This is a genomic window from Sphingomonas phoenicis (assembly GCF_047238005.1).
Lineage (GTDB): Bacteria > Pseudomonadota > Alphaproteobacteria > Sphingomonadales > Sphingomonadaceae > Sphingomonas.
Map to the genome: position 1 here is coordinate 650,835 of NZ_JBDFMC010000002.1, position 22,635 is coordinate 673,469.

Here is a 22,635-nt window from a genome sequence, read left to right on the forward strand (position 1 = left end):
CGTCGGCACCTTGCGGATGGCCGATAGCATGGCTGCATCCGGGCCGGCCGCGGCTCCTGCTGACGAGCCCGCCCTGCATACCACCAATCGGCCTCTGCTGACGCTGGGGGTGATGGCGGCGACGATCATGCAGATCCTCGATTCCACCATCGCGAACGTCGCGCTGCCGCACATGCAGGCATCCCTGGGCGCGACCGCGGACACGATCACCTGGGTTCTGACCAGCTATATCGTGGCATCGGCGGTGGCGATCCCGGTAACCGGCTGGCTGTCCGACCGGATCGGAAGTCGCAACCTGTTCCTGTGGTCCGTGGTCGGTTTCGTCGCGGCATCGATGCTGTGCGGGCTGGCGCAAAACCTGCCCGCGATGGTCTTCTTCCGGATTCTCCAGGGTATCGCGGCCGCGTTCATGAACCCGCTGAGCCAGACGGTCATGCTCGACATCAACCGACCTTCGCGCCAGGCCGGAGCGATGGCGGTATGGGGCATGGGCGTCATGGTCGGGCCGATCATGGGGCCGGTGCTGGGCGGCTGGCTGACCGAGAACTACAACTGGCGCTGGGTGTTCTATGTCAACGTGCCGATCGGCATCGGCTGCTTCGCGATCCTGTGGTCGCTCCTGCCCGGTCGGCCGATACTAAAGCGCGGATTCGACCTGTTCGGGTTCGCGACGCTGGCGATCGCGATCAGTTCGCTTCAGCTGATGCTCGATCGCGGCCAGTCGGAGGACTGGTTCGCATCGTGGGAGGTGTGGCTGGAGGGTCTGATCGCCCTTTCCGCCGCCTGGATGTTCGCGGTGCATCTTGCCACCGCCGATCGCCCGATGTTCGAGCGCGACCTGCTTGCCAACCGCAACCTGATGACCGGGATCGGCTTCATGCTGGTGGTCGGCATGCTGATGATGGCGACGATGGCGCTGCTGCCGCCGATGCTGCAGAACCTCTATGGTTATCCGGTGCTCGATACCGGGCTGCTGCTGGTGCCGCGCGGCGTGGGCATCATCTTCAGCATGGCCATCGCCGGGCGGCTGGTGGCGCGGGGCACCGATCCACGCTGGCTGGTCGGGATCGGCCTTGCGATCGCCGCCATCTCGCTGTGGGAAATGACCGGATGGACGCTGGTCATGGGTGCGCGCCACTTCATCCTGACCGGGCTGATCCAGGGTGCGGGGCTGGGCCTGATCTTCATCCCGCTCAACATCACCGCCTTCGCGACGCTGGGCCCGCACCAGCGGACCGAGGGGTCGAGCCTGATGAACCTGTCGCGAAACATCGGCGCGTCGGTCGGCATCTCGATCGTTGTCGCCATGCTGGCCCGGAATATCCAGACCAGCCACATGGAACTGGCGGCACACGTGACCGCCGGCGGCTTGACGGGACAGGACCCGATCGTCGCCTCTGCCATGGGATCGAATACCGACATGGCGCTGTCGGTGATCGACGGCCTGGTCAACCAGCAGGCGGCGATGATCGCGTATCTGGACGATTTCAAGCTGATGATGATCCTGACCGCGTGCGCGATCCCGCTCGTCCTTCTGATGAGGCGCCCGCGTGGCACGGCGGCAGCGAAGGCGGGTGCCGACGCGATGGGCCATTGACGATCCCGGTCAACCTGCCGAGAGGCTGACGGTGGAGGATGCCTGGTTCAGCCAAGGAACCGGGATTTGGACGATCATCACACCCCGCCGCGTGGACGCCCGCATACCAGGCTGGAGGACGGCTACGGGCTGGCGATCGGCTGCGTCCTGATCGTGCTGGGATTGATGTTCCTCAAGGCCGCCGGGCTCGTCACCGGGGGCATTGCCGGCGTCGCGCTGTTGCTGTCCTATCTGGTTCCGCTGCCCGCGGGCGTATTGTTCACGCTGATCAACATACCGTTCTTCGTTTTTGCGCAGCGAACGATGGGCCGGGCATTCGCGGTGAAGACCATGCTGGTGAACGCCGGCATCGCCGCCTTCTCGGCACTGTCACGACTGTCGATCAGGGTGGTGGAAGTTCACCCGGCATTCGCCGCGCTGGTCGGCGGTACGGTCATCGGGATGGGCATCCTCTGCATCGCGCGCCATCGCGCCGGCGTCGGCGGCACCGGCGTCGTCACACTGTGGCTGCTGCGGACGCGCGGATGGAATGCCGGCGTCACGCAGATGGCGCTCGACGTCGTCGTCCTGGCCGCGGCGGCGCCGGTCATCGGCGGCGCGGCACTAGGCTGGTCGGTCCTGAGTGCGCTGGCGATCAGCCTGATCCTGATCGCCTGGCACCGGCCGGGCCGTTACATCGGCCACTGACCGAACGGATCAGTCCTCGTCGGCCACGGCGCTCTCGCGGGCGTCCTGCTCGTCGGCGATCAGCGCTGCCTCGTTTCCCTTTTTCAGGTGACGACGACCCAGCAGTTCGGCGATCTGCACCGCGTTCAGCGCGGCACCCTTGCGGAGATTGTCGCTGACGCACCACAGCGCCAGCCCGTTCTCGACCGTCGGATCCTCGCGGACGCGGCTGACGTAAGTGGCGTCGTCGCCCGCCGCCTCGATCGGCGTGATGTATCCGCCGTCCTCGTGCTTATCGATCAGCATGATGCCAGGCGCCTCGCGCAGGATGCGCTTGGCATCCTCCGCTGAAATCTCGTTCTCGAATTCGATGTTCAGCGCCTCGGAATGGCCGACGAACACCGGCACGCGCACGCAGGTGGCCGTCACCTTGATCTTGGGGTCGAGGATCTTCTTGGTCTCGACCACCATCTTCCATTCCTCCTTGGTCGATCCGTCGTCCAGGAAGCTGTCGATGTGGGGAATGACGTTGAAGGCGATCTGCTTGGTGAACTTCTTCGGCTCGGCGGGATCGCCGACGAAGATGTTTCGGCTCTGCTCGAACAGCTCGTCCATGCCGATCTTGCCCGCCCCGGATACCGATTGATAGGTGGCAACCACGACCCGCCGGATCGTCGCCGCGTCGTGCAGCGGCTTCAGCGCGACGACCATCTGCGCGGTCGAGCAGTTGGGATTGGCGATGATGTTCCGCGCCTTGTACCCGTCGATCGCCTCGGCATTCACCTCGGGCACGATCAGCGGCACGTCGGGGTCCATCCGGTACAGCGACGAATTGTCGATCACGATGCAGCCGGCCGCAGCGAAGCGTGGCGCATGGACCCTGGTCGCCTCGCTCCCGATTGCGAACAGCGCCATGTCCCAGCCGGCGGGATCGAAGTTCTCGATGTTCTGGACCTTCAGCATCTTGCCGGTGTCGCCATATTCGATCTGGTCGCCCTGGCTGCGGCTGGACGCCAGGACGGCGATCTCGTCGGCCGGAAATGCACGCTCGGCCAGGATGTTGACCATCTCGCGCCCGACATTGCCCGTCGCGCCCGCGACCACCACCCTGTAACCCATCGTACTTCTCCGCCTTCGACCGGGCCCGCGCCCTAACGCTATTGCGTCAGGGGGTATACCGTCTTTCTGGTTGTTGCGGACGATAGCTCTGCTTCACTTCGCGTCGCTCGCGGCGGGATCCTCCGCTGGCGGCGCGGGTTCGGGCCGGTCCTTCACGGTCCGGTCCAGGAACCGCAGGATCGTTCCCCACAGATGCTCGCTGACGCCCGCACCGCCGACCCGGTGGGTCTGCCCCGGGTAGAACATCATCTCGAACGGCGTCGCGCTCTTCTGGAGTTCCGCCACCAACGCCGTCGAGTTGTCGAGGAACACGTTGTCGTCGGCCATGCCGTGGATCAGCAACAGCGGATCGCGGATCTTCGCGGCCTCTCCCAGCGCGTTCGATGCCGCATATCCTGCCGGATCGAGGCGCGGATCGCCCATGTAGCGCTCGGTATAGTGGGTGTCGTACAGCTTCCACTCGGTCACCGGCGCGCCGGCCACCGCCGCGGCATAGACGCCCGGCGTCTTCTCCAGCATCTTCACCGACATATAGCCGCCATAGGACCAGCCATAGGTGGCGATCCGGGCCGGATCGACGAAGGACAGCGTCTTCAGGTATTCGGCACCGGCGAGCTGGTCGGCCACCTCCACCGATCCCATCGCGTGGAAGATGTGGTCCTCGAACGCCTTGCCCCGGTTGGGCGAGCCGCGATTGTCGATCTGGAAGAAGATCCATCCCTGATCGACCAGCAACTGCGGCAGCGGGCCCTGCCATCCCCGCGTCACCGTCTGCGATCCGGGGCCGCCGTAATGCTGGAAGAAGACCGGGTAGCGTTTGCCCGGCTCCAGCGGCGGCGTGATCATCTCCCAGTGCAGCACCGATCCGTCCGCTGCCTTCAGCGTGCCGAACTTCGTCTCCTGATGGCTGGCGAGATAGGGAAAGTACGGGTGCCCCGCGACGACCGCGTTCTCGTTCAGCCATGCCAGCCGCATGCCGTCCGCGTCGGCAAGATAGCTCTGCGCAGGTTGCGCCGGTCCGGAGCGCGAGACGATCAACCGGCTGGCGGCACCGTCCATCGTCGCCCCGTTGGTGAAGCCTCGTTCGGTCAGCCGGGTGATCGCATTGGGCTTGGCGATGTCGACCCGATAGACGTGCTGCTCCAGCACATCGTCCTTGTTGGCGGTGAAGAAGATCCGGCCGCCCTTCTCGTCGACCCCGATCAGGTCGGAGACGACCCAGTCGCCCCGCGTCAGCTGCGTCCACCTGCCCGCGGCGAAGCGGTACAGATGGCCGTAGCCTGATCGCTCCGATCGCCAGACGATGCTGCCGTCCCCCAGCACCCGGTAGGCATCGGACAGGTTCAGCCAGCTCTTCGCCCCGGCACGCTCGCTGAACAGCAGCGTGGCGCGGCCGGTGGCCGGATCGACGCGCAGCATGTCCAGCCGCCGCTGGTCGCGGCTCTGCCGCTGGACGAGCAGCGCCGTTCCGTCGGGCACCCAGTCCACCCGGGCCAGATAGATGTCCGGCTCCGTCCCCAGATTGACCTTCACCGCACCGCTGCCGTCCGGCTTCATGATGTGCAGTTCGACCAGGACGTTGGGGGTACCGGCGGCGGGATAGCGCTGTTCGTAGACGCTGGTGCCGGTGGCACCGATGGCGGCGCGGACGGCCACCTTCACCGGCGCCTCGTCGAAGCGCTCGACCGCGATGTACCGCTCGTCCGGGCTCCACCAGTATCCGGTGCGGCGATCCATCTCCTCCTGGGCGACGAACTCCGCCTCGCCCCAGTGGACGGTGCCCTTGCCGCCGCTGGTGATCGCCTTCGCCGTCGCACCGGCGCGCAGTGGCTGGACGTAGAGGTTCTGGTCGCGCACGAAGCTGACCGACGTGCCGCGCGGGCTGATCACCGGGTTCAGTTCGCCTCCCGCGGCCTGGGTCAGCCTGGTGGTCTGCCCGTTGAGCCCGGCCAGGTACAGGTCGCCGTCCAGCGGAACCAGGATCGATTTGCCGTCGGGGCTCCAGTCATAGGCCACGATCCCGCGGCTGCCGCCGATACGGCTGCGCTCGCGCTGCATCTTCTCCGCCTCCGACAGCTCGCTGCCGGAGCCGATCGCGTGCGAATCGACCAGCATGCGCTCGACGCCGGTGCCGGTGTCCATGGCCCACAGGTCGAACCGTTCCTTCTCGTCGGCCCGCGCGCGCAGCATCGTCACCATCCGGCCGTCGGGTGACAGGCGGACCGCGCGCAGCTGCGCTCCGGCCAGATCGGGATTGCCGAAGACGCGGGACAGCGTCAGCGTGCCCGGCTGCTCCACCGGCGCGGCCGGCACGACCGGTGCCGCACCGCCGACCGCAGATACCGGCGTCTCCTGGTCAGCGGCCATCGCGGCGCTCCCGCTTGAGGCCAAGGCAAGTCCCAGCAACCATGCACGCATCCCGTCATCTCTCCGGATCCCGGCGCCGGCAGCGCGGGTCAAGCGGCCGTTATCGCGGCCACCGTCCGCCGCATCAAGGGCTGCGGCGCTTTCGTGAACCGTCATGCCGCCGATCTTCATCGACATGGACCGAAGCTTAATGCCGCGTACACCCTGTCTTTACGCGCTTCGTATAGCTCGGGAGGCAATGGGTATCCGTACGGGCGGGCTGCCCGGCGACGACCGGCGGCTGTGGCCGGGAAAGAGGTGACGTGGACAAGTCGATGAACGGCGCGATCGATGGACGGCGGGGTAGCGCGTTCGACCTGCTGGCCGGCCTGGTCTCGACCGATGGTAGCGCGGGGCACCCGCATGTCCGTCGCCTGATCGCACCGCGCGCGCCCAATCGCGATCTCGCCGATGCGGTCCATGCCCTTTGCGCCGTCCATGGCCGCCATCCCGGCATGATCGACGAAGCGCACGATCACTGCGCCCAGCCGGAGGCATGCGCCTGGCTGGCGGATGCCGGTGCCGGCTTCGTCGTGGAACGCGGCGCGCTCGTCCAGCTGGCCGCCGCGGTCGGGCCGCTTCCCTCCACGCCGCGACAGGCGGAGAGCGAGGCCGCGTTGGCCGGTGTCCGCCATGCGGTGTCGATGCTGGCCCATTCCGATCGGGGGGGATGCGCCACCGGTGCAGCGGCGGCGCTGGTCGGCGACTGGGCCGTTATCCGTCAGGTGCTGGAGGCAGGAGCCATAGGGGCCGGGATCGTCCTGTCTCCGGTCATGTGGCCGTCGGCATCGGCGACCGAGGAGGCGATCACGATGCTGGGCGCGAAACCCGCGACCGAGCGGGCGATGGTCTTTGGCGCTCGACAGCTCCTCGCTCAGCATCGCGGGCTGTGGGATCTGCTGGAAGCCCGTGCGGCAGCGCGGGATCGCGGCTGACCGGTTGCAACCCGGCGGCGCGTCCGCCACACCGGCGCGATGAAGCGCTTCGAGAGTACCGACACCTATGTCGCCACCGACGACCTGAAGGTCGCCGTGAATGCCGCCGTGCGCCTGCGCCGGCCGCTGCTGGTCAAGGGGGAACCCGGTACCGGCAAGACGGTGCTCGCGCACGAGATCGCCGCGGCGATCGGTGCACCGCTGATCGAATGGACGGTCAAGTCGACCACCAAGGCCGCGCAGGGCCTGTACGAATATGATGCGGTCGCCCGGCTCCGCGACGGTCAGCTGGGCGATCCCCGCGTCAACGACATCGGCAATTACATCCGCCGCGGCAAGCTATGGGAGGCGTTCACCCACCCCACGCCGCCGGTGCTGCTGATCGACGAGGTCGACAAGGCGGATATCGAGTTCCCCAACGACCTGCTCCACGAACTCGATCGCATGGAATTCCACGTCTATGAGACGGGGGAGACCGTGCGCGCCGCCGAACGGCCCATCGTCGTCATCACGTCGAACAACGAAAAGGATCTGCCCGACGCGTTCCTGCGCCGCTGCTTCTTCCACTATATCCGCTTCCCCGACCGCGCGACGATGCAGGCGATCGTCGACGTGCATTTCCCCGGCATCCAGAAGCTGCTGGTGTCCCGCGCTCTCGACCTGTTCTACGAGGTCCGGGACGTACCCGGACTGAAGAAGAAGCCGTCGACCTCGGAGCTGATCGACTGGCTGAAGCTGCTGCTGCACGAGGACATGCCGCTGGAGGTTCTCCAGAACCGTGATCCCACCAAGGCGATCCCGCCACTTCACGGCGCATTGCTGAAGAACGAGCAGGACGTGATGCTGTTCGAGCGACTGGCCTTCATGGCGAGGCGTCAGGCCCGGCCCTGATCGCCATGTTGCTGAACTTTCTCGACGAACTTCGTGCCGCCGGCATCCCCGCCGGGATCAAGGAACATCTGGTGCTGATCGAGGCGCTCGACGCCGAGGTGATCGATCGCACGCCGGAGGACTTCTACCATCTCGCCCGCGCGACCTACGTCAAGGACGAGGGGCTCATCGACCGGTTCGACCAAGTGTTCGCCCGCGTCTTTCGCGGCGTGCTGCCGCCCGAGGGCGAGACTCGGCCCGATATTCCCGCCGACTGGCTGAAGGCGGTCGCGGAAAAATATCTGAGCGCCGAGGAAATGGCCGCGATCAAGTCACTCGGCTCGTGGGACGCGATCATGGACGCCCTGCGCGAGCGACTGGAGGAACAGACCGGTCGCCATCAGGGTGGCAGCAAGTGGATCGGCACCGGCGGCACCAGTCCGTTCGGCAACGGCGGCTACAATCCCGAAGGCGTGCGGATCGGTGGCGAGGGACGCCACGGCCGTGCGGTCAAGGTCTGGGACAAGCGCGAATTCCGCAATCTCGACAACACACGCGAACTCGGCACCCGCAACATCAAGGTCGCGCTCCGCCGACTGCGACGGTTCGCGCGCGAGGGTGCGGCCGATGAGTTCGATCTGGATGCCACCATCACCGGCACCGCACGTCAGGGATGGCTGGACGTGCGGATGCGGCCGGAGCGGCGCAATGCCGTCAAGCTGCTGCTGTTCCTCGACGTTGGCGGGTCGATGGACCCGTTCGTGAAGCTATGCGAGGAGCTGTTCTCTGCCGCGACGGCCGAGTTCCGCCAGCTCGAATTCTGGTACTTCCACAATTGCCCGTACGAGGGCGTGTGGAAGGACAACCGACGCCGCTATCAGGAGCGCACTCCGACCTGGGACGTGCTGCACCGCTTCGGCCCCGATTACAAAGCGCTGTTCGTCGGCGACGCATCGATGAGCCCGTACGAGATCAGCCATGCCGGCGGCTCGGTCGAGCATATGAACGACGAGCCCGGCGCGCTGTGGTTGCAGCGATTAACGACCGCATATCCGGCCGCCGCCTGGCTCAATCCGCTTCCCCAGGAGCAATGGCAATATGGCCAGTCGATCAGGATGATCCGCGATCTGATGAACGATCGCATGTACCCGCTGACCCTCGCCGGCCTGGACGATGCGATGCGGCAGTTGGTGCGGAAGAAGTAGCCGGGCAGACGTCCCGGGTGGCCGGGTCAGCCCCCTAGAGCTGCCAGCTTGCGGGAATAGCTCTCGACCAGACGCAGGCGGCGTTCTCGCGCCTCGGCGGTGACGGCGCGCTCCGCTGCAGCACGCTCCATGCTCAGCCGGCGGGCGTAATAGCGCAGATCTGACTCCAACGTGGCGGCCCTCCCCGGTTCACCGTTCGACATGGTATACAACCTAAATTGTAATATGAAGGTTAACACTGTTTGGCGGTGAAATGGTGGTCAGCCGCGATGGATCACACCGCCGGTCGCAGGTTCCGGAACGCCGGTCGTCCCGGGAAAGCTGATCGGCAAATTCCTCAAGCTTCTCACGGCCATATAGGCGAAACCTTCGGCTTCCATCGCATCGCCGTTCCACCCCAGCGCGTCGGATGGTTCGGGCACCAGACCGGTTGCCTCGGCGATCATTCGCAACATCGTCGGGTTGTGCCTCCCCCCGCCCGCGACGATCAGCCGCGACGGCGACGCGGGCAACTGGCGGAGCGCCAGCGCTACCGTCTCCGCGGTGAACGCCGTCAGCGTCGCCGCGCCGTCGATCGCGGACAGGCCACGCGCCGGCTGGATGGTGAAATCGCTGCGATCCAGTGACTTGGGCGCGGGTGCGTCGAAGAAGGGATGGTCCAGCATCGCCGTCAGGACGGCTTGGTCGACCCGCCCTGCGGCGGCCAGCGCACCATCGGCGTCGAAGCGTGCACCGGTCGCCTCCTCGACCCAGTGATCGATCAGTCCGTTCGCCGGACCGGTGTCGAACGCGATCAGCAGTCCATCCGCACCCGCCAGCGTCACGTTGGCGACACCGCCCAGGTTCAACACCGCTACCGGCCGGCTCAGCCCGGCGGTCAGCGCGTCGTGATAGACCGGCAGCAGCGGCGCCCCCTGCCCGCCAAGCGCCACGTCGTTGCTGCGGAAATCCGATACGGTGGTGATGCCGCATGCCGCCGCCAGTTGCGCGCCGTCGCCGATCTGCCACGTCCATCCGCGGTCCGGCCGGTGTGCAACCGTCTGCCCGTGAAAGCCGATGACGTCGACATCCGCAGGCTGCACACCCGCCTCGCGCAGCAGTTTGTGGACGGCGAGCGCATGGGTCCGCACCACCAGGTCCGACGCGGCCGTTAGCTCCTGGCTCATCCGCGGTCGGTCGTAGGTCAGCGCGATCCGCGTCGCCTCCGCCAGTTCGGCGCGGGCGGCGTCCGTATAGGCCTCTCCGCGAAAGGCGATGGAGCGCACCGCACCCTCGCCATCGGTCTCGATCAGGGCGGCGTCGATGCCGTCCAGCGACGTGCCGGACATCAGGCCGATGGCTAACATGGTGGTTCCTCCCGCGTGCCTCGACGAAGCACGATTGCACGCGACTGGCAAATCGCGCCGTCGCGCATTATGTGCGCGCCGTCCCATGGCAACGAAACTCCCCTCCCCGCCGCGTGTCGGCATGGTGTCGCTCGGCTGTCCGAAGAACCTCGTCGACAGCGAACGCATCCTGACGCAGCTCCGCGCCGACGGCTATCAGATGTCGGCCGACTATGCCGGCGCCGATGTCGTGCTGGTCAACACCTGCGGCTTCCTCGATTCGGCGAAGGAGGAAAGCCTGGAGGCGATCGGTGAGGCGATCGCCGAAAACGGGCGCGTCATCGTTACCGGCTGCATGGGCAAGGAGGCGGAGGTGATCCGTGCCCGCTTCCCCCAGGTGCTCGCCGTCACCGGTGCCCATCAGTACGAGCAGGTGGTCGAGGCGGTGCACGAGGCGGCGCCCGCCAACCTGTCCCCGTATATCGACCTGATCCCCGATGCCGGGCTGAAGCTGACGCCGCGTCATTACAGCTATCTGAAGATATCGGAGGGATGCAATCACCGCTGCTCCTTCTGCATCATCCCGTCCCTGCGCGGCGATCTGGCCAGCCGGCGCCCCGACGCGATCCTGCGCGAGGCCGAGAAGCTGGTCGCGGCGGGAACGCGGGAACTGCTGGTCATCAGCCAGGATACCAGCGCCTATGGCCTGGACCTGCGCCACGCCAGCTGGCCGCTGAAGGGCGGCGGCGAGGTCCGCGCCCATATGACCGATCTCGCCCGCGAGCTCGGCAGGATCGCACCCTGGGTGCGGCTCCACTACGTCTATCCCTATCCCCATGTCGATCAGGTCGTACCGCTGATGGCAGACGGGCTGGTCCTGCCCTATCTCGACATTCCGTTCCAGCATGCCGCCCCTGCCGTCCTCAAGCGGATGAAGCGTCCGGCCAACGATGCCAAGGTGCTGGGCCGCATTCAGGCATGGCGCGAGATCTGCCCCGACCTGGCGATCCGGTCGACCTTCGTCGTCGGCTTTCCCGGAGAGACCGAGGCCGACTTCCAGTATCTGCTCGACTGGCTAGACGAGGCGCAGCTCGATCGCGTCGGCGCCTTCCGGTTCGAGCCGGTCGAGGGGGCCACCGCCAACCTTCTTCCCGATCCGGTGCCCGAGGAGGTGAAGGAGGAACGCTATCAGCGCATCATGACCAAGACGGCTGCCATCTCTGCCGCGCGCCTTGCCGCCAAGGTCGGCCGTACACTGCCCGTCATCATCGACGAGGTCGGAGAAGAGGGAGCGACCGGTCGATCGCAGGCCGACGCGCCGGAAATCGACGGTCAGGTCTTCCTGCGCGATGCCGCCCATCTGACGGTCGGCGACATAGTGCCGGTCGTGATCGAGGATGCCGACGAGCACGATCTGTACGGCGTGCCCGTCGGCGCCTGATCGTCGCCTACACCCGGCGTCCGGTGAAGAGCTTCACCAGTCCGACGATCAGCGCGACGATCAGCAGGATATGGATCAGCCCGCCGGCAACGTGCAGCGAGAATCCGAGCAGCCACAGGATGAGAAGGATGACGACGATCGTCCAGAGCATGTGGTTAACTCCATGAAGTAGAACGCTGGAAGCGCGAGACCGGTCAGGTCCGGACGGGCGGCACCGCCGGCTTTCGCGGCTGCGACCGCATAATGGGACCTTCGCCCGGCATCCATCGAACCCGACAGAATCGCCGATGTTCCGCTGCGGCATTGCACCGCGCTGGCCCTTCTGCTTGGTGGCCGCATGAACCGTTTCGATGCGATGCTGCTTCCCGACCGCGGCCAGCCTGCCCACCAGATCGAGCTTGTCGCGCCGGGCGGCTATGATGCGTGGCTGTCGATACAGCCTCCTGCCAGCCGCAGCCTGCTCGCGGCGCAGCGGTTCGCCGGCAAACCGGGAACGCACGCGATCGTCGCGGGCGACGGCGGGGACTGGCGCGTGGTGGCGTGCATCGCCGATCCCCGCTCGCCCTGGGCCCTGTCCGCGATGGCGGCGGCGCTCCCCGCCGGAACCTATCGCGTCGACGCGTCGGGGGAAGCCCTGCTCGGCTGGCTGCTCGGGCAGTATCGGTTCAGCCGGTACGGCAATGCCGACGATGCCGGTCCGCGCGTCCTGCTGACCCGCGATCCCGCCGCCATCGCCGAGACGCTGCGGATCGCCGCCGTCACCGCGAAGGTCCGCGATCTGGTCAACACGCCGGCCAACGATCTCGGTCCCGCGGAGCTGGAGGCAGAGGCGACCGCGCTGGCCGGCCGCCACGGCGCGGTCGTCACCGTCCGCCGCGGCGACGAGCTGGAGCAGGGTTACCCGATGATCCATGCGGTCGGCCGCGCCGCCTCGCGCGATCGCGCGCCGCGCCTGATCGAGCTGACATGGGGCGACACCCGCCATCCGCGTATCGTCCTCGTTGGCAAGGGGGTATGCTTCGACACGGGCGGTCTGGACATCAAGCCGTCGAGCGGCATGCGCCTGATGAAGAAGGACATGGGCGGTGCCGCGCACGTGCTCGGGCTGGCGGAACTGGTCATGGCCGCGCGACTGCCCGTCCGGCTCCACCTGCTGATCCCTGCGGTGGAGAATGCGGTGGACAGCCGCGCCTTCCGCCCCGGCGACGTGCTGCGCACCCGCAAGGGACTGACCGTCGAGAACACCAATACCGATGCGGAGGGCCGGCTGATCCTCGGCGACGCGCTCACCCGCGCCGGCGAGGAGCACCCGGAACTGATCCTCGATTTCGCCACGCTGACCGGCGCTGCGCGGGTGGCACTGGGGCCGGACCTGCCGCCGCTGTTCACCGACGACGAGGATCTGGCCGCCGACCTCCTCGCCGCCGGCACCGCACTCGGCGATCCGCTATGGCGCCTGCCGCTATGGGATGGATATGACGAGATGCTGAAATCCGATGTCGCGGATCTCGTCAACGCGCCGGACGGCGGCTTTGCCGGGTCGATAACCGCCGCGCTGTTCCTGCGTCGGTTCGTTCCTGCGGAAACATCATGGGCCCATATGGACGTATTCGCGTGGCGACCGGCGGCAAAGCCGGGGCGGCCGAAGGGCGGCGACGCCTTCGGCCTGCGTGCTGCTTTCGACGTGCTGAAGCGGCGCTATCCCGTCTGACCGGTCACGCCGGAGCGAGCGGCGTTCCGGACCGCGCGCAGATGAAGACGCCCAGATCCTGCCGCAGCGGCAATCCGTCCATCGATCGCAGTGGCCCGTCCGGGGTACGCGCCACTTCCGCGGTGGCGCGCGACGATCCGACACCCAGGATGTGGAACCGCCGCTGGGCGCAATCCACCTCGGCGCGCGCATAGACGATCCGGTCGCCGCGCTCCTCGCGAAGGATCGCGATGATGTTGCCACCGATCGCCCGCCGTTCGCGAAGCAGGTAATAGGTCGACCGCGTGTCGGAGGGGGTCGGGATCACCGTACCCTTCAGCCGGAAGTCGCGCTCGCCTGCCGGGACGGCCAGATTGCTTTCCGTCAGATTGCGCAAGGTCAGCTCGTTGTTGGCGACTTCCTCCACGCCGCTCGAGCAGCCACCGAGCATCGCACCCGCCACGGTGGCCAGAATCATAACCCTCTTCAGCATTCGTCACTCCCCGATCGATGTCGATCGGCGAACGCCCCGGCACGCCGATTGATCCGGAACGGTCCTGCCCTGCGGGGATCAGGCCTGGGCAGCCGCCTCGATGATCGGTACGAACTTGGCCGCGGTCAGGCTGGCGCCACCGACCAGCGCACCGTCGACATTCTCGGTACGCAGTATGTCGCGTGCATTGGTCCCGACCACCGATCCGCCGTACAGGATGCGAACGCCGCCGGCGGCATCGCCGATCATGTGGCGCAGCTTGGCGCGCGCGATCGCATGGATCGCCGCGATCTCGTCCAGCGTCGGCGTGCGTCCGGTGCCGATCGCCCAACGCGGCTCGTACGCAAGGGTGAACCAGCTGCCATCGGCGTGATCGGGGACGGACTTCTCGATCTGCGCCTGCACCACCCGCTCGGCCCGGCCGGCGTCGCGCTCGGCTTCCGTCTCGCCGCAGCACAGGATCACGGACAGGCCCTGCCGCCGCGCCGCCGCCGCCTTGGCCCAGGCATCGTGGCTGGTCTCGCCCTGGTCGGCACGGCGTTCGGAGTGGCCGGCGATCGTAAAGCTGGCGCCGGCCTCGCGGACCATGCCGGCGGAAACGCAGCCGGTATGCGCACCCGCCTCGGCCTCGTGCACGTCCTCCGCACCGATCGCCAGGCCGGGCGCGCGTTCGGCGGCGGGATGGATCAGCGTGAACGGCACCGCCATCGCGACGTCGATCCCCGGTGCCGCCGCGGCCGCCGCGGCGATCGCGTCCAGTTCGGCAAGCGCCGCGATCGACCCGTTCATCTTCCAGTTGCCCGCCACCAGCTTGCGCCGCATTCCCGTCTCCTGTCGTCCGTTGCCGCTGCCCTAGCGTGTCTTGAAGCGGGCGCGCCACCCTCCTAAGGCTGCGCATTCGCTTTCGAACGGTTGTCCATGCTCAGCTTCTTTCGCCGTGTCATCAACTCCAGGGTCGGCATCGTCGTCACCTTCATCGTGCTCGGGGTGATCGCCCTCGCCTTCGCCGCGGGCGACGTGTCGAACCTTGCGGGGTCGGCAGGCGGCCTGGGCGGCAACGACGTCGCGAAGGTCGGGTCGGAAGAGATCACGGTCGGCGAACTGCGCCAGCGGGCCACCGACGAGGTCGCGGCCGCCCGCCGCACCCAACCGACCGCGGACATGGCCGCCTATCTTCAGGCGGGTGCGCTGGAGCAGGCGCTCGACCGCATGATCGCCGCCACCTCGCTGGCGGTGTTCGGGCGTGACCAGGGCATGGTCGTCAGCAAGCGTCTGGTGGACGGCCAGATCGCCAGCATCCCCGCGCTGCAGGGCCCGACCGGCAAGTTCGACGAGAATCTGTACCGCCGGATCCTGGCCGAGCGGCGGTTGACCGACGCGGGCATCCGCAAGGATATCGCGCTGGAACTGCTCGCGCAGCAGCTCACCGCCCCCACAGTCGGCGCATCGCTGATCGGCGAACAGGTGGCACGTCCCTACGCCGCGCTGCTGCTGGAGCGTCGCCAGGGTCAGGCCGGCTTCATCCCGACCGCGGCGCTGCCGGCCGGTCCCGCGCCGATGGCGGCCGAACTTCAGACGTTCTACGCGCGGAACCTGTCCCGCTACCGTCTGCCGGAACGCCGTTCGCTCCGCTATGCTTTGGTGACGCCGGAGCAGGTCAGGGCGTCTGTTACCCCTACCGAGGCGGAGATCGCCCAAGCCTATCAGCAGAACCGCGCCACCTACCAGGCCAGCGAGAAGCGTACGGTGTCGCAGGTCATCGTTGCCGACAAGGCCGGTGCGGACGCCCTTGCCGCGCGTGTCCGCGGCGGTGCCTCGTTGCAGGACGCGGCGCGCGCCGCCGGGCTGGAGGCCGCCACGCTGACGTCGCTCGACAAGGCGGCGCTCGCCGCGCAGTCGTCGCCCGCCGTCGCCGATGCCGCCTTCGCGGCGCAGCGCGGCGCCGTGATCGGGCCGATCCGCAGCCCGCTCGGCTTCGCCGTGGCCCGTGTCGATGCGGTCGAACAGGTCGCTGCCCGCACCCTGGATCAGGTTCGCCCCGCGCTGGTCGCCGAAATCGCCCAGCGCAAGGGCACGGATGCTCTGGCCACCCTGTACGACAAGATCGACGACGGCCTGGGTGGCGGCGCCACCTTCGACGAGGCGGTGAAGGATGCGAAGCTCCAGCCGCGCTCCACACCCGCCCTGACGGCAGAGGGCATCGATCCCACCGCGCCGGGGCAGCCCGATCCGGCGCTTCGGCCGCTTCTTGCCGCGGCATTCTCCGCCGCGGAGGGCGATGCGCCGCAGCTCGTCCAGACCGGCGCCGACGGCGGCTTTGCGATCATCGCCGTGGGTCAGGTGACGCCGGCCGCCCCGCGGCCTCTGGCGGACATCCGCGACCGCGTGACCGCCGACCTGATCGCCGATCGCAAGCGGCAGGCGGCACGCCGGATCGCCGCGCAGGTTCTCGCTGCCGTCAACAAGGGGACGCCGCTGTCGCAGGCGATGGCCATCGCCGGCAACGGTTCGGGTCAGGTCCGGACGCTCGCGGGCACCCGTGCCGACCTCTCTCGCCAGCAATCGCCCGATCCGGCGATGGCAACGCTGTTCAGCATCACCCCCCGCTCCACCCGCGTGCTGGAGGCACCGGACGGCAGCGGCTGGCTTGTCGTCCGGCTCGATGCGACGCAGCAGGTCGATCCGGCGTCCAACCCGGCGGCGATCGCCGGCGTGCGGCGCGATCTGGGCCGTCTGACCGGCAACGAGTTCGTGCAGCAGTTCGCCCGCGCCGCGCGGATGCAGGTCGGCGTGAAGACCGATGCCGGCGCGATGGCCAAGCTGAAGGCTGAACTGGCCGGCCAGGGTGGCTCCGATAACTGATCGGGACCAGGCGACGGCGGCGCTCGCGGCGGGACGGCCGGCGCTCGTCTGGCGTCGACGCATCGCGGATACCGAAACGCCGGTCGCCGCCGCGCTGCGCCTGATCGAGCCCGGCCGTGGCGACTTCCTGCTCGAATCGGTCGAGGGTGGCGCGATCCGCGGCCGCTACAGCCTGATCGGTCTCGCCCCCGATCTCGTGTTCCGCGCGCACGGGCAGCGGGCGGAGATCAACGCCGACTGGGCGCACGACCGGGACGCCTTCCGCGCCTGCGCCCTTCCCACCCTCGACGCGTTGCGCGCGCTCGTCGCCGACTGTCGGGCGGAGGTACCGGCCGCCCTGCCCCGCGCGCTCGCCTGCCTTGTCGGTTATTTCGGCTACGAAACCGTCGGCCTGGTCGAGAAGCTGCCCCAACCCGTCGCCGATCCGCTCGGCCTGCCCGACATGATGTTCGTTCGCCCGACGGTCCTGCTGGTGTTCGACCGGCTTGCCGACGCGCTGTTCATGGTCGCACCCGTCTGGCCGGACGCGGACAGGGATCCCGCCACGATCGTCGCGGCGGCGGAGGAGCGGCTGGACGCCGTCGCCGCCCGCCTGCTCGCCGCTCCCCTGCCCGCACCCGTCCGCGCCGTCGAGCCGGAGCCGGTCTACACGCCGGCGGTCGCGCCCGAGCGCTATGCCGCGATGGTGGATACCGCCAAGGAGTACATCGCCGCCGGCGATATCTTCCAGGTGGTGCTCGCGCAGCGCTTCACCGCGCCCTTCGCGCTTCCCCCTTTCGAGCTCTATCGATCGCTTCGGCGCATCAATCCCTCACCCTTCCTCTACCATCTGGACCTGCCCGGCTTCGCGCTGATCGGCTCCAGTCCCGAAATCCTAGTGCGGGTTCGCGACGGCGAGATCACGGTACGCCCGATCGCCGGCACCCGCCCCCGCGGCGCGACCGCCAGCGAGGACGAGGCGAACCGCACCAGCCTGCTCGCCGATCCGAAGGAGCGGGCGGAGCACCTGATGCTGCTGGATCTCGGTCGCAACGACGCCGGCCGTGCCGCGGCGCCGGGCAGCGTGCGGGTGACCGACAGCTACACGGTCGAACTCTACAGCCACGTGATGCACATCGTGTCGAACGTCACCGCCCGCCTCTCGCCCGATCGTGACGTGCTCGATGCGATGTTCGCCGGCTTTCCGGCCGGCACGGTCAGCGGCGCGCCCAAGGTCCGCGCCTGCGAGATCATCGCGGAACTCGAACCGGAGCGTCGCGGCCCCTACGCCGGCGGCGTCGGTTATTTCTCGCCGGACGGATCGCTGGATTCCTGCATCGTGCTACGCACCGCCATCGTGAAGGATGGCATGATCCACGTCCAGGCCGGCGCCGGCATCGTCGCCGATTCGACGGCCGCCTACGAACAGCGGGAATGCGAGGCCAAGGCCGGCGCGATACTCGCCGCCGCGCGCGAGGCGGTGTCCCGCGCGCGCGACAGCGACGTCGGTCAATAACCGCCCGTCAGGGCACCGACTCGTCTGCCCTACGCTGGGCACGCTTCTCCGCCGCCCATTGCCGCGCGGCCAGCACGCCGCATCCGGTCTGCCCGCCCGTGCCGATCGGCGAACAGGTATTCGGCAGGCCGCCGGCGACGCGGCTGGTCTGGTCGATGTCCGCCGCGCGGTTCACCCAGCTCTGGTTGGGCGCCGCGATGGGGCCGGTGTCGCGCAACGCCTTGGGAATGCGATAGGGCTCGTCGTTGCGCGAGCAGACGACGATCTCGTCGCCCTGCGACTTGGGACACGCCTGATCGCCGGTCAATGTCACGCTGCGAACGCGCTGCGGCGGCCGTCCGCTCGCGGACCCGTCGGCATTCTGCTGCGCCAGCGCCGCCAGCGGCGTCGTCAGCAGGATCAGGCTCAGCGGCAGGGCGATACGCATCGGGTTACTCCTTCTCGGGCTACAACGTACATCCGGCATCGCGGCTCCGGGTTGCGGGAATGTTTCAGGCGGCTATGGCGACCGACATGATCCTCGTCGTCGACAATTACGACAGCTTTACCTGGAACCTCGTCCACTACCTCCAGGAACTGGGGGCGGAGGTCGAGGTGGTCCGAAACGACGCTATTTCCGCCGGGCAGGCGCTGTCGTCCGGGGCGGAGGCGTTCCTGATCTCGCCGGGCCCGCGCACGCCCGACGAGGCGGGGGTCAGCCTCGATCTGGTCGCGGCATGCGCGGCGGAGCGGCGGCCGCTGCTCGGCGTCTGCCTGGGCCATCAGGCGATCGGGCAGCATTTCGGCGGCAGGGTTGAGCGTGGCGGGCTGATGCACGGCAAGACATCGCCGGTGCTGCACGATGGCACCGGCATGTTCGCCGGACTGCCGACGCCGTTCACCGCCACCCGCTACCACTCGCTGGTGGTCAACGACGTTCCCGACACGCTGCTCGTCAATGCCCGGGCGGACGACGGCATGGTCATGGGGTTCCGCCACGCGACGCTGCCGATCCACGGCGTGCAGTTCCACCCCGAAAGCATCGCGACCGAACACGGGCATGCCATGCTCGCGAACTTCATGCGCGATGCCGGCATGGCCGTGCGGGAGCCGGCATGACCACGCTGGCGCTGCTGCCCGATCCTTCGACCCCCCTGTCGCGGGAAAGCGCGGGGGCGGCGTTCGCCGACATTCTAGACGGGCGTGCCGGCGAGGACGCGATCGCCGCCTTCCTGATCGGGCTGACCGAACGGGGCGAGACCTCGATCGAGATCGCCGAGGCCGCCCGCGCGCTGCGTGCGCGGCTGCTCCCGATCGCCGCCCCGCCGGGTGCGATCGACGTCTGCGGCACCGGGGGCGACGGGCATCACACGCTCAACGTCTCCACCGCCGTGGCGCTCGTGGTCGCCGCCGCCGGTGTCCCCGTCGCCAAGCACGGCAACCGCGCCGCATCGTCGAAGGCGGGGGCGGCCGATACGCTGGAGGCGCTCGGTCTCGACATGATGGCCGCCGGGGCATCGGCGGAGCAGAGTTTGGCCGAACTCGGCATCTGTTTCCTGTTCGCCGCCAACCATCATCCCGCGATGGTCCGCATCACACCGATCCGCCGCCGCATCGGTCGACGCACGATCTTCAACCTGATGGGCCCACTGGCCAATCCAGCGCGCGTGGGGCGCCAGCTGATCGGCATCGCGCGTCCCGACTACGCCGGCGTCTATGCGGAGGCGCTGGCGCAGCTCGGTACCGAGGCGGCGATCGTCGTCTCCGGCGAGGAGGGCCTGGACGAAATTTCGGGTGCCGGCGCCACCATCGTCCGCTGCGTGGGATCGGCGGCGATGCCCACCCGCATCGTTCCCGAGGATGCCGGCCTCCCGCGCCATCCCGTGGAGGCGATCCGCGGCGGCGATGCGGCGCACAACGCGCTGGCGTTGCGGTCGCTGCTCCGCGGCGAAACCGGCGCCTATCGGGACGCCGTCCTCCTGAATGCCGCCGCCGCCCTCGTTCTCGCCGGAACCGCCGACGATCTACCCGCAGGGGTCGCGATCGCCGCCGGATCGATCGACACCGGGGCGGCCGACGACCTGCTCGATCGCTGGATCGCCTTCGCATGACCATGCTCGACACCATCATCGCCACCAAGCGGGACGAGGTGATCGCCCGCCGCGCGGCCGTTTCGCTCGCCGATCTGTCGGCCCGCGCCGCCGCAGCGTCGCCGCCGCGCGGCTTTCGCGCCGCCCTCGATGCGAAGGCAGGACATGCCCTCATCGCCGAGGTGAAGAAGGCTAGTCCCTCCAAAGGGTTGATCCGCCCGGATTTCGATCCGCCCGCCCATGCCGCCGCCTATCAGGCCGGTGGCGCCGCGTGCCTGTCGGTGCTGACCGACGAGCACTATTTCCAGGGTGCCGACGCCTATCTGGTCGCGGCGCGCGCGGCCGTCTCGATCCCCGTCCTCCGCAAGGATTTCACGATCGATCCGTGGCAGGCGGTAGAGGCGCGGGCGATCGGCGCCGATGCCATCCTCCTCATCGTCGCCGCGCTGGACGACGGGCTGCTCGCCGAGATCGAGGCGGCGGCGATCGATCAGGGCATGGATTGCCTGATCGAAGTCCATGATGAGGCCGAACTGGCGCGGGCGCTCCGGCTCCGGTCGCGCCTGATCGGCGTCAACAATCGCGACCTGCGTGACTTCTCGATCGATACCGGGCGATCCGCCCGATTGAAGGCGCTGGCTCCCGCCGACTGCACCTTCGTTGCCGAGAGCGGCCTGTCGACCCGCGCCGATCTCGACGCACTGGCCGCGCAGGGTGTCCACTGCTTCCTGATCGGCGAGGCGTTGATGCGTCAGCCCGACGTGGAGGCGGCGACCCGCGCCCTGATCGGATGACCGGCCTTACCCATCTCGACGAGAGTGGCGCCGCCCGCATGGTCGATGTCGGCGCCAAGGCTGCGACCGCGCGGGAGGCTACCGCCCGCGGACGCATCATCCTGTCGGCAGAGGCGCTCGCCCTGGTCCGCGACGCCGGTGCCAGGAAGGGAGATGTCCTCGCGGTCGCTCGCGTCGCCGGCATCATGGCGGCGAAGCGTACCGCCGACCTGATCCCGCTCTGCCATCCCCTGCCGCTGACGCGCGTCGCCATCGATCTGGCGCTGCTCGACGACGGAGTGGAAGTCACCGCGACCTGCGCCACCACCGGCCAGACCGGTGTCGAGATGGAGGCGCTTACCGCCGCGACGGTCGCGCTGCTGACGGTCTACGACATGGTGAAGGCGGTCGATCGCCACATGGTGATCGACGATGTCCGTGTCGTCGCCAAATCCGGGGGCAAGTCGGGCGACTGGCAGCGGCCATGACGCTGATCCCGGTCGCCGAGGCGCAGGCACGCCTGCTCGCGCTGGTCACGCCGGTCGCACCGGAACGGGTGCCCATTCGTGGCGCGGCGGGACGATGGGCGGCAGACGATGTCCTGGCGCGGCGAACACAGCCTGCCGCCGACCTCTCGGCGATGGACGGTTACGCCATCCGCTTCGCCGACATGCCTGGCCCTTGGCAGGTGATCGGCGAAAGTGCGGCCGGCCGCCCGTTCGCCGGCACCGTCCTGCCCGGCCAGGCGACCCGCATCTTCACCGGCGCGGCGCTGCCGTCCGGCGCGGACACGGTGCTGATCCAGGAAGAGGCGGCTCGCGATGGCGACGCCCTGACCCTGACCGGAGAAGGACCGCTCCGCTGCGGGCGCAATGTGCGCCCGCGGGGGCTCGATTTCTCATCCGGGGATCTGCTGATCAGGGCCGGCGACCGGTTCACGCCCGCTCGCATCGCCGTCGCTGCGACCGGCGGCGTCGCCGATTTGCCCGCCCGCCGCCGGATTCGCGTCGCCATCGCCGCTACCGGCGACGAACTGGTCGCACCCGGCCCCGCGAACGATCCCGCCGCATTGCCCGAATCCAACGGCGCGATGCTCGCGGCGATGCTGATGGCGCTGCCGGTCGACCTGATCGATCTCGGCATTCTGCCCGACCGGCTGGACGTGCTGCGCGACGCGTTCGCCGCCGTCGATGCCGATCTGCTCGTCACGACCGGCGGCGCGTCGGTGGGCGACCATGATCTGGTCCGGCCCGCGCTGGAGGCGGCGGGCGGCGCGATCGATTTCTGGCGCATCGCTCTCCGTCCCGGCAAGCCGATGATGGCCGGGCGACGCGGCGACATGCTGGTGCTGGGCCTGCCGGGCAACCCGGTGTCGGCCTTCGTCACCGCCACCCTGTTCGTCCTGCCGCTCGTGGCGCGGCTGGCCGGTGCGGCCGATCCGCTGCCCGCGATCGGCCACGCGATTCTGGGCGAGGATCTGCCCGCCAATGGCGGCCGGACCGATTATCTTCGTGCCGAGTTGCGGGATGGCCGCGCCTATGCCTCGACCATTCAGGACAGCTCGATGCTCCTGACCCTGGCCCGTTCGACGTGCCTCGTCATCCGGGCGGCGTGTGCACCGGCGGCGATCGCCGGCGAATCGGCGGAAATCCTGATGATCGCTTGACGCAAGCCGGATTGTTCCATATC

Annotated in this window: 22 protein-coding genes; 14 read left to right on the forward strand and 8 right to left on the reverse strand. The window is 68.4% G+C overall.

What is annotated here, in order from left to right:
• Positions 1-28 precede the first annotated feature (28 nt).
• Both ABC319_RS04095 and ABC319_RS04100 read left to right on the forward strand, forming a co-directional pair.
• Positions 29-1,597, forward strand: a complete 1,569-nt coding sequence (locus ABC319_RS04095) for a DHA2 family efflux MFS transporter permease subunit (RefSeq protein ID WP_413069008.1) — start codon at positions 29-31, stop codon at positions 1,595-1,597.
• Positions 1,598-1,663: 66 nt separating this feature from the next.
• Positions 1,664-2,284, forward strand: coding sequence for a YitT family protein (locus ABC319_RS04100; RefSeq protein WP_413069009.1), 621 nt, complete (start codon positions 1,664-1,666; stop codon positions 2,282-2,284).
• A 9-nt stretch (positions 2,285-2,293) separates the two neighbouring features.
• Here ABC319_RS04100 and ABC319_RS04105 read toward each other — a convergent pair whose 3' ends face one another.
• Together ABC319_RS04105 and ABC319_RS04110 are read right to left on the reverse strand one after the other, a co-directional pair.
• The gene (locus tag ABC319_RS04105; RefSeq protein ID WP_413069010.1) at positions 2,294-3,382 is read right to left on the reverse strand and encodes an aspartate-semialdehyde dehydrogenase; all 1,089 of its coding nucleotides are present in this window, start codon (positions 3,380-3,382) and stop codon (positions 2,294-2,296) included.
• A gap of 93 nt (positions 3,383-3,475) precedes the next feature.
• Complete coding sequence (locus tag ABC319_RS04110; RefSeq protein WP_413069011.1) at positions 3,476-5,749, reverse strand: S9 family peptidase; 2,274 nt, start codon at positions 5,747-5,749, stop codon at positions 3,476-3,478.
• 302 nt (positions 5,750-6,051) lie between these two features.
• Here ABC319_RS04110 and ABC319_RS04115 point away from each other — a divergent pair, with 302 nt between their 5' ends.
• Genes ABC319_RS04115 through ABC319_RS04125 form a run of 3 tightly spaced genes read left to right on the forward strand, consistent with a single transcriptional unit; the run spans position 6,052 to position 8,798 of the window.
• Positions 6,052-6,723: a DUF6975 family protein gene (locus tag ABC319_RS04115; RefSeq protein ID WP_413069012.1), complete on the forward strand. Its 672-nt coding sequence runs from the start codon at positions 6,052-6,054 to the stop codon at positions 6,721-6,723.
• Between the two features lie 39 nt (positions 6,724-6,762).
• Positions 6,763-7,614 carry an AAA family ATPase gene (locus ABC319_RS04120; RefSeq protein WP_413069013.1) on the forward strand — a complete coding sequence of 284 codons (852 nt, stop codon included), beginning with the start codon at positions 6,763-6,765 and terminating at the stop codon, positions 7,612-7,614.
• 5 nt (positions 7,615-7,619) lie between these two features.
• A complete protein-coding gene (locus tag ABC319_RS04125) occupies positions 7,620-8,798 on the forward strand; it encodes a vWA domain-containing protein (RefSeq protein WP_413069014.1) in 1,179 nt (392 codons plus the stop codon).
• Between the two features lie 26 nt (positions 8,799-8,824).
• On the opposite strand, the gene ABC319_RS04130 is transcribed toward ABC319_RS04125, so the two are convergent.
• Entirely contained in the window at positions 8,825-8,968 is a 144-nt protein-coding gene (locus tag ABC319_RS04130) for a hypothetical protein (RefSeq protein ID WP_413069015.1), read from the reverse strand.
• Between the two features lie 90 nt (positions 8,969-9,058).
• Positions 9,059-10,144: an anhydro-N-acetylmuramic acid kinase gene (locus tag ABC319_RS04135; protein WP_413069016.1), complete on the reverse strand. Its 1,086-nt coding sequence runs from the start codon at positions 10,142-10,144 to the stop codon at positions 9,059-9,061.
• Positions 10,145-10,229: 85 nt separating this feature from the next.
• Here ABC319_RS04135 and rimO point away from each other — a divergent pair, with 85 nt between their 5' ends.
• Positions 10,230-11,564: a 30S ribosomal protein S12 methylthiotransferase RimO gene (gene rimO, locus ABC319_RS04140; RefSeq protein WP_413069017.1), complete on the forward strand. Its 1,335-nt coding sequence runs from the start codon at positions 10,230-10,232 to the stop codon at positions 11,562-11,564.
• A gap of 7 nt (positions 11,565-11,571) precedes the next feature.
• Here rimO and ABC319_RS04145 read toward each other — a convergent pair whose 3' ends face one another.
• Positions 11,572-11,715, reverse strand: coding sequence for a lmo0937 family membrane protein (locus ABC319_RS04145; RefSeq protein WP_413069018.1), 144 nt, complete (start codon positions 11,713-11,715; stop codon positions 11,572-11,574).
• A gap of 186 nt (positions 11,716-11,901) precedes the next feature.
• Here ABC319_RS04145 and ABC319_RS04150 point away from each other — a divergent pair, with 186 nt between their 5' ends.
• The gene (locus ABC319_RS04150; protein WP_413069019.1) at positions 11,902-13,275 is read left to right on the forward strand and encodes a leucyl aminopeptidase family protein; all 1,374 of its coding nucleotides are present in this window, start codon (positions 11,902-11,904) and stop codon (positions 13,273-13,275) included.
• A gap of 4 nt (positions 13,276-13,279) precedes the next feature.
• Here ABC319_RS04150 and ABC319_RS04155 read toward each other — a convergent pair whose 3' ends face one another.
• Both ABC319_RS04155 and tpiA read right to left on the reverse strand, forming a co-directional pair.
• Positions 13,280-13,747 carry a hypothetical protein gene (locus ABC319_RS04155; RefSeq protein ID WP_413069020.1) on the reverse strand — a complete coding sequence of 156 codons (468 nt, stop codon included), beginning with the start codon at positions 13,745-13,747 and terminating at the stop codon, positions 13,280-13,282.
• Between the two features lie 78 nt (positions 13,748-13,825).
• A complete protein-coding gene (tpiA, locus tag ABC319_RS04160) occupies positions 13,826-14,569 on the reverse strand; it encodes a triose-phosphate isomerase (protein WP_413069021.1) in 744 nt (247 codons plus the stop codon).
• Between the two features lie 96 nt (positions 14,570-14,665).
• Here tpiA and ABC319_RS04165 point away from each other — a divergent pair, with 96 nt between their 5' ends.
• Positions 14,666-16,609 (forward strand): peptidylprolyl isomerase, encoded by a 1,944-nt coding sequence (locus tag ABC319_RS04165; RefSeq protein ID WP_413069022.1) that lies wholly within the window; start codon positions 14,666-14,668, stop codon positions 16,607-16,609.
• Positions 16,593-18,104, forward strand: coding sequence for an anthranilate synthase component I family protein (locus ABC319_RS04170; RefSeq protein WP_413069023.1), 1,512 nt, complete (start codon positions 16,593-16,595; stop codon positions 18,102-18,104). Before ABC319_RS04165 ends, ABC319_RS04170 begins: the two co-directional genes overlap by 17 nt.
• Before the next feature lie 7 nt (positions 18,105-18,111).
• Here the strand turns inward: ABC319_RS04170 and ABC319_RS04175 are convergent, their stop codons facing one another.
• Complete coding sequence (locus tag ABC319_RS04175; RefSeq protein WP_413069024.1) at positions 18,112-18,531, reverse strand: hypothetical protein; 420 nt, start codon at positions 18,529-18,531, stop codon at positions 18,112-18,114.
• Positions 18,532-18,617: 86 nt separating this feature from the next.
• On the opposite strand from ABC319_RS04175, the gene ABC319_RS04180 reads away from it, so the two are divergent.
• The 5 genes from ABC319_RS04180 to ABC319_RS04200 are packed head-to-tail and all read left to right on the forward strand — an operon-like array spanning position 18,618 to position 22,612.
• The gene (locus ABC319_RS04180) at positions 18,618-19,202 is read left to right on the forward strand and encodes an anthranilate synthase component II (RefSeq protein WP_413069025.1); all 585 of its coding nucleotides are present in this window, start codon (positions 18,618-18,620) and stop codon (positions 19,200-19,202) included.
• Entirely contained in the window at positions 19,199-20,194 is a 996-nt protein-coding gene (gene trpD / locus ABC319_RS04185) for an anthranilate phosphoribosyltransferase (protein WP_413069026.1), read from the forward strand. The genes ABC319_RS04180 and trpD overlap by 4 nt, the downstream gene beginning before the upstream one ends.
• The gene (gene trpC, locus ABC319_RS04190; protein WP_413069027.1) at positions 20,191-20,967 is read left to right on the forward strand and encodes an indole-3-glycerol phosphate synthase TrpC; all 777 of its coding nucleotides are present in this window, start codon (positions 20,191-20,193) and stop codon (positions 20,965-20,967) included. The genes trpD and trpC overlap by 4 nt, the downstream gene beginning before the upstream one ends.
• Positions 20,964-21,434 (forward strand): cyclic pyranopterin monophosphate synthase MoaC, encoded by a 471-nt coding sequence (gene moaC, locus ABC319_RS04195; RefSeq protein ID WP_413069028.1) that lies wholly within the window; start codon positions 20,964-20,966, stop codon positions 21,432-21,434. The genes trpC and moaC overlap by 4 nt, the downstream gene beginning before the upstream one ends.
• The gene (locus ABC319_RS04200) at positions 21,431-22,612 is read left to right on the forward strand and encodes a molybdopterin molybdotransferase MoeA (protein WP_413069029.1); all 1,182 of its coding nucleotides are present in this window, start codon (positions 21,431-21,433) and stop codon (positions 22,610-22,612) included. The genes moaC and ABC319_RS04200 overlap by 4 nt, the downstream gene beginning before the upstream one ends.
• The last annotated feature ends 23 nt before the right edge of the window (positions 22,613-22,635 follow it).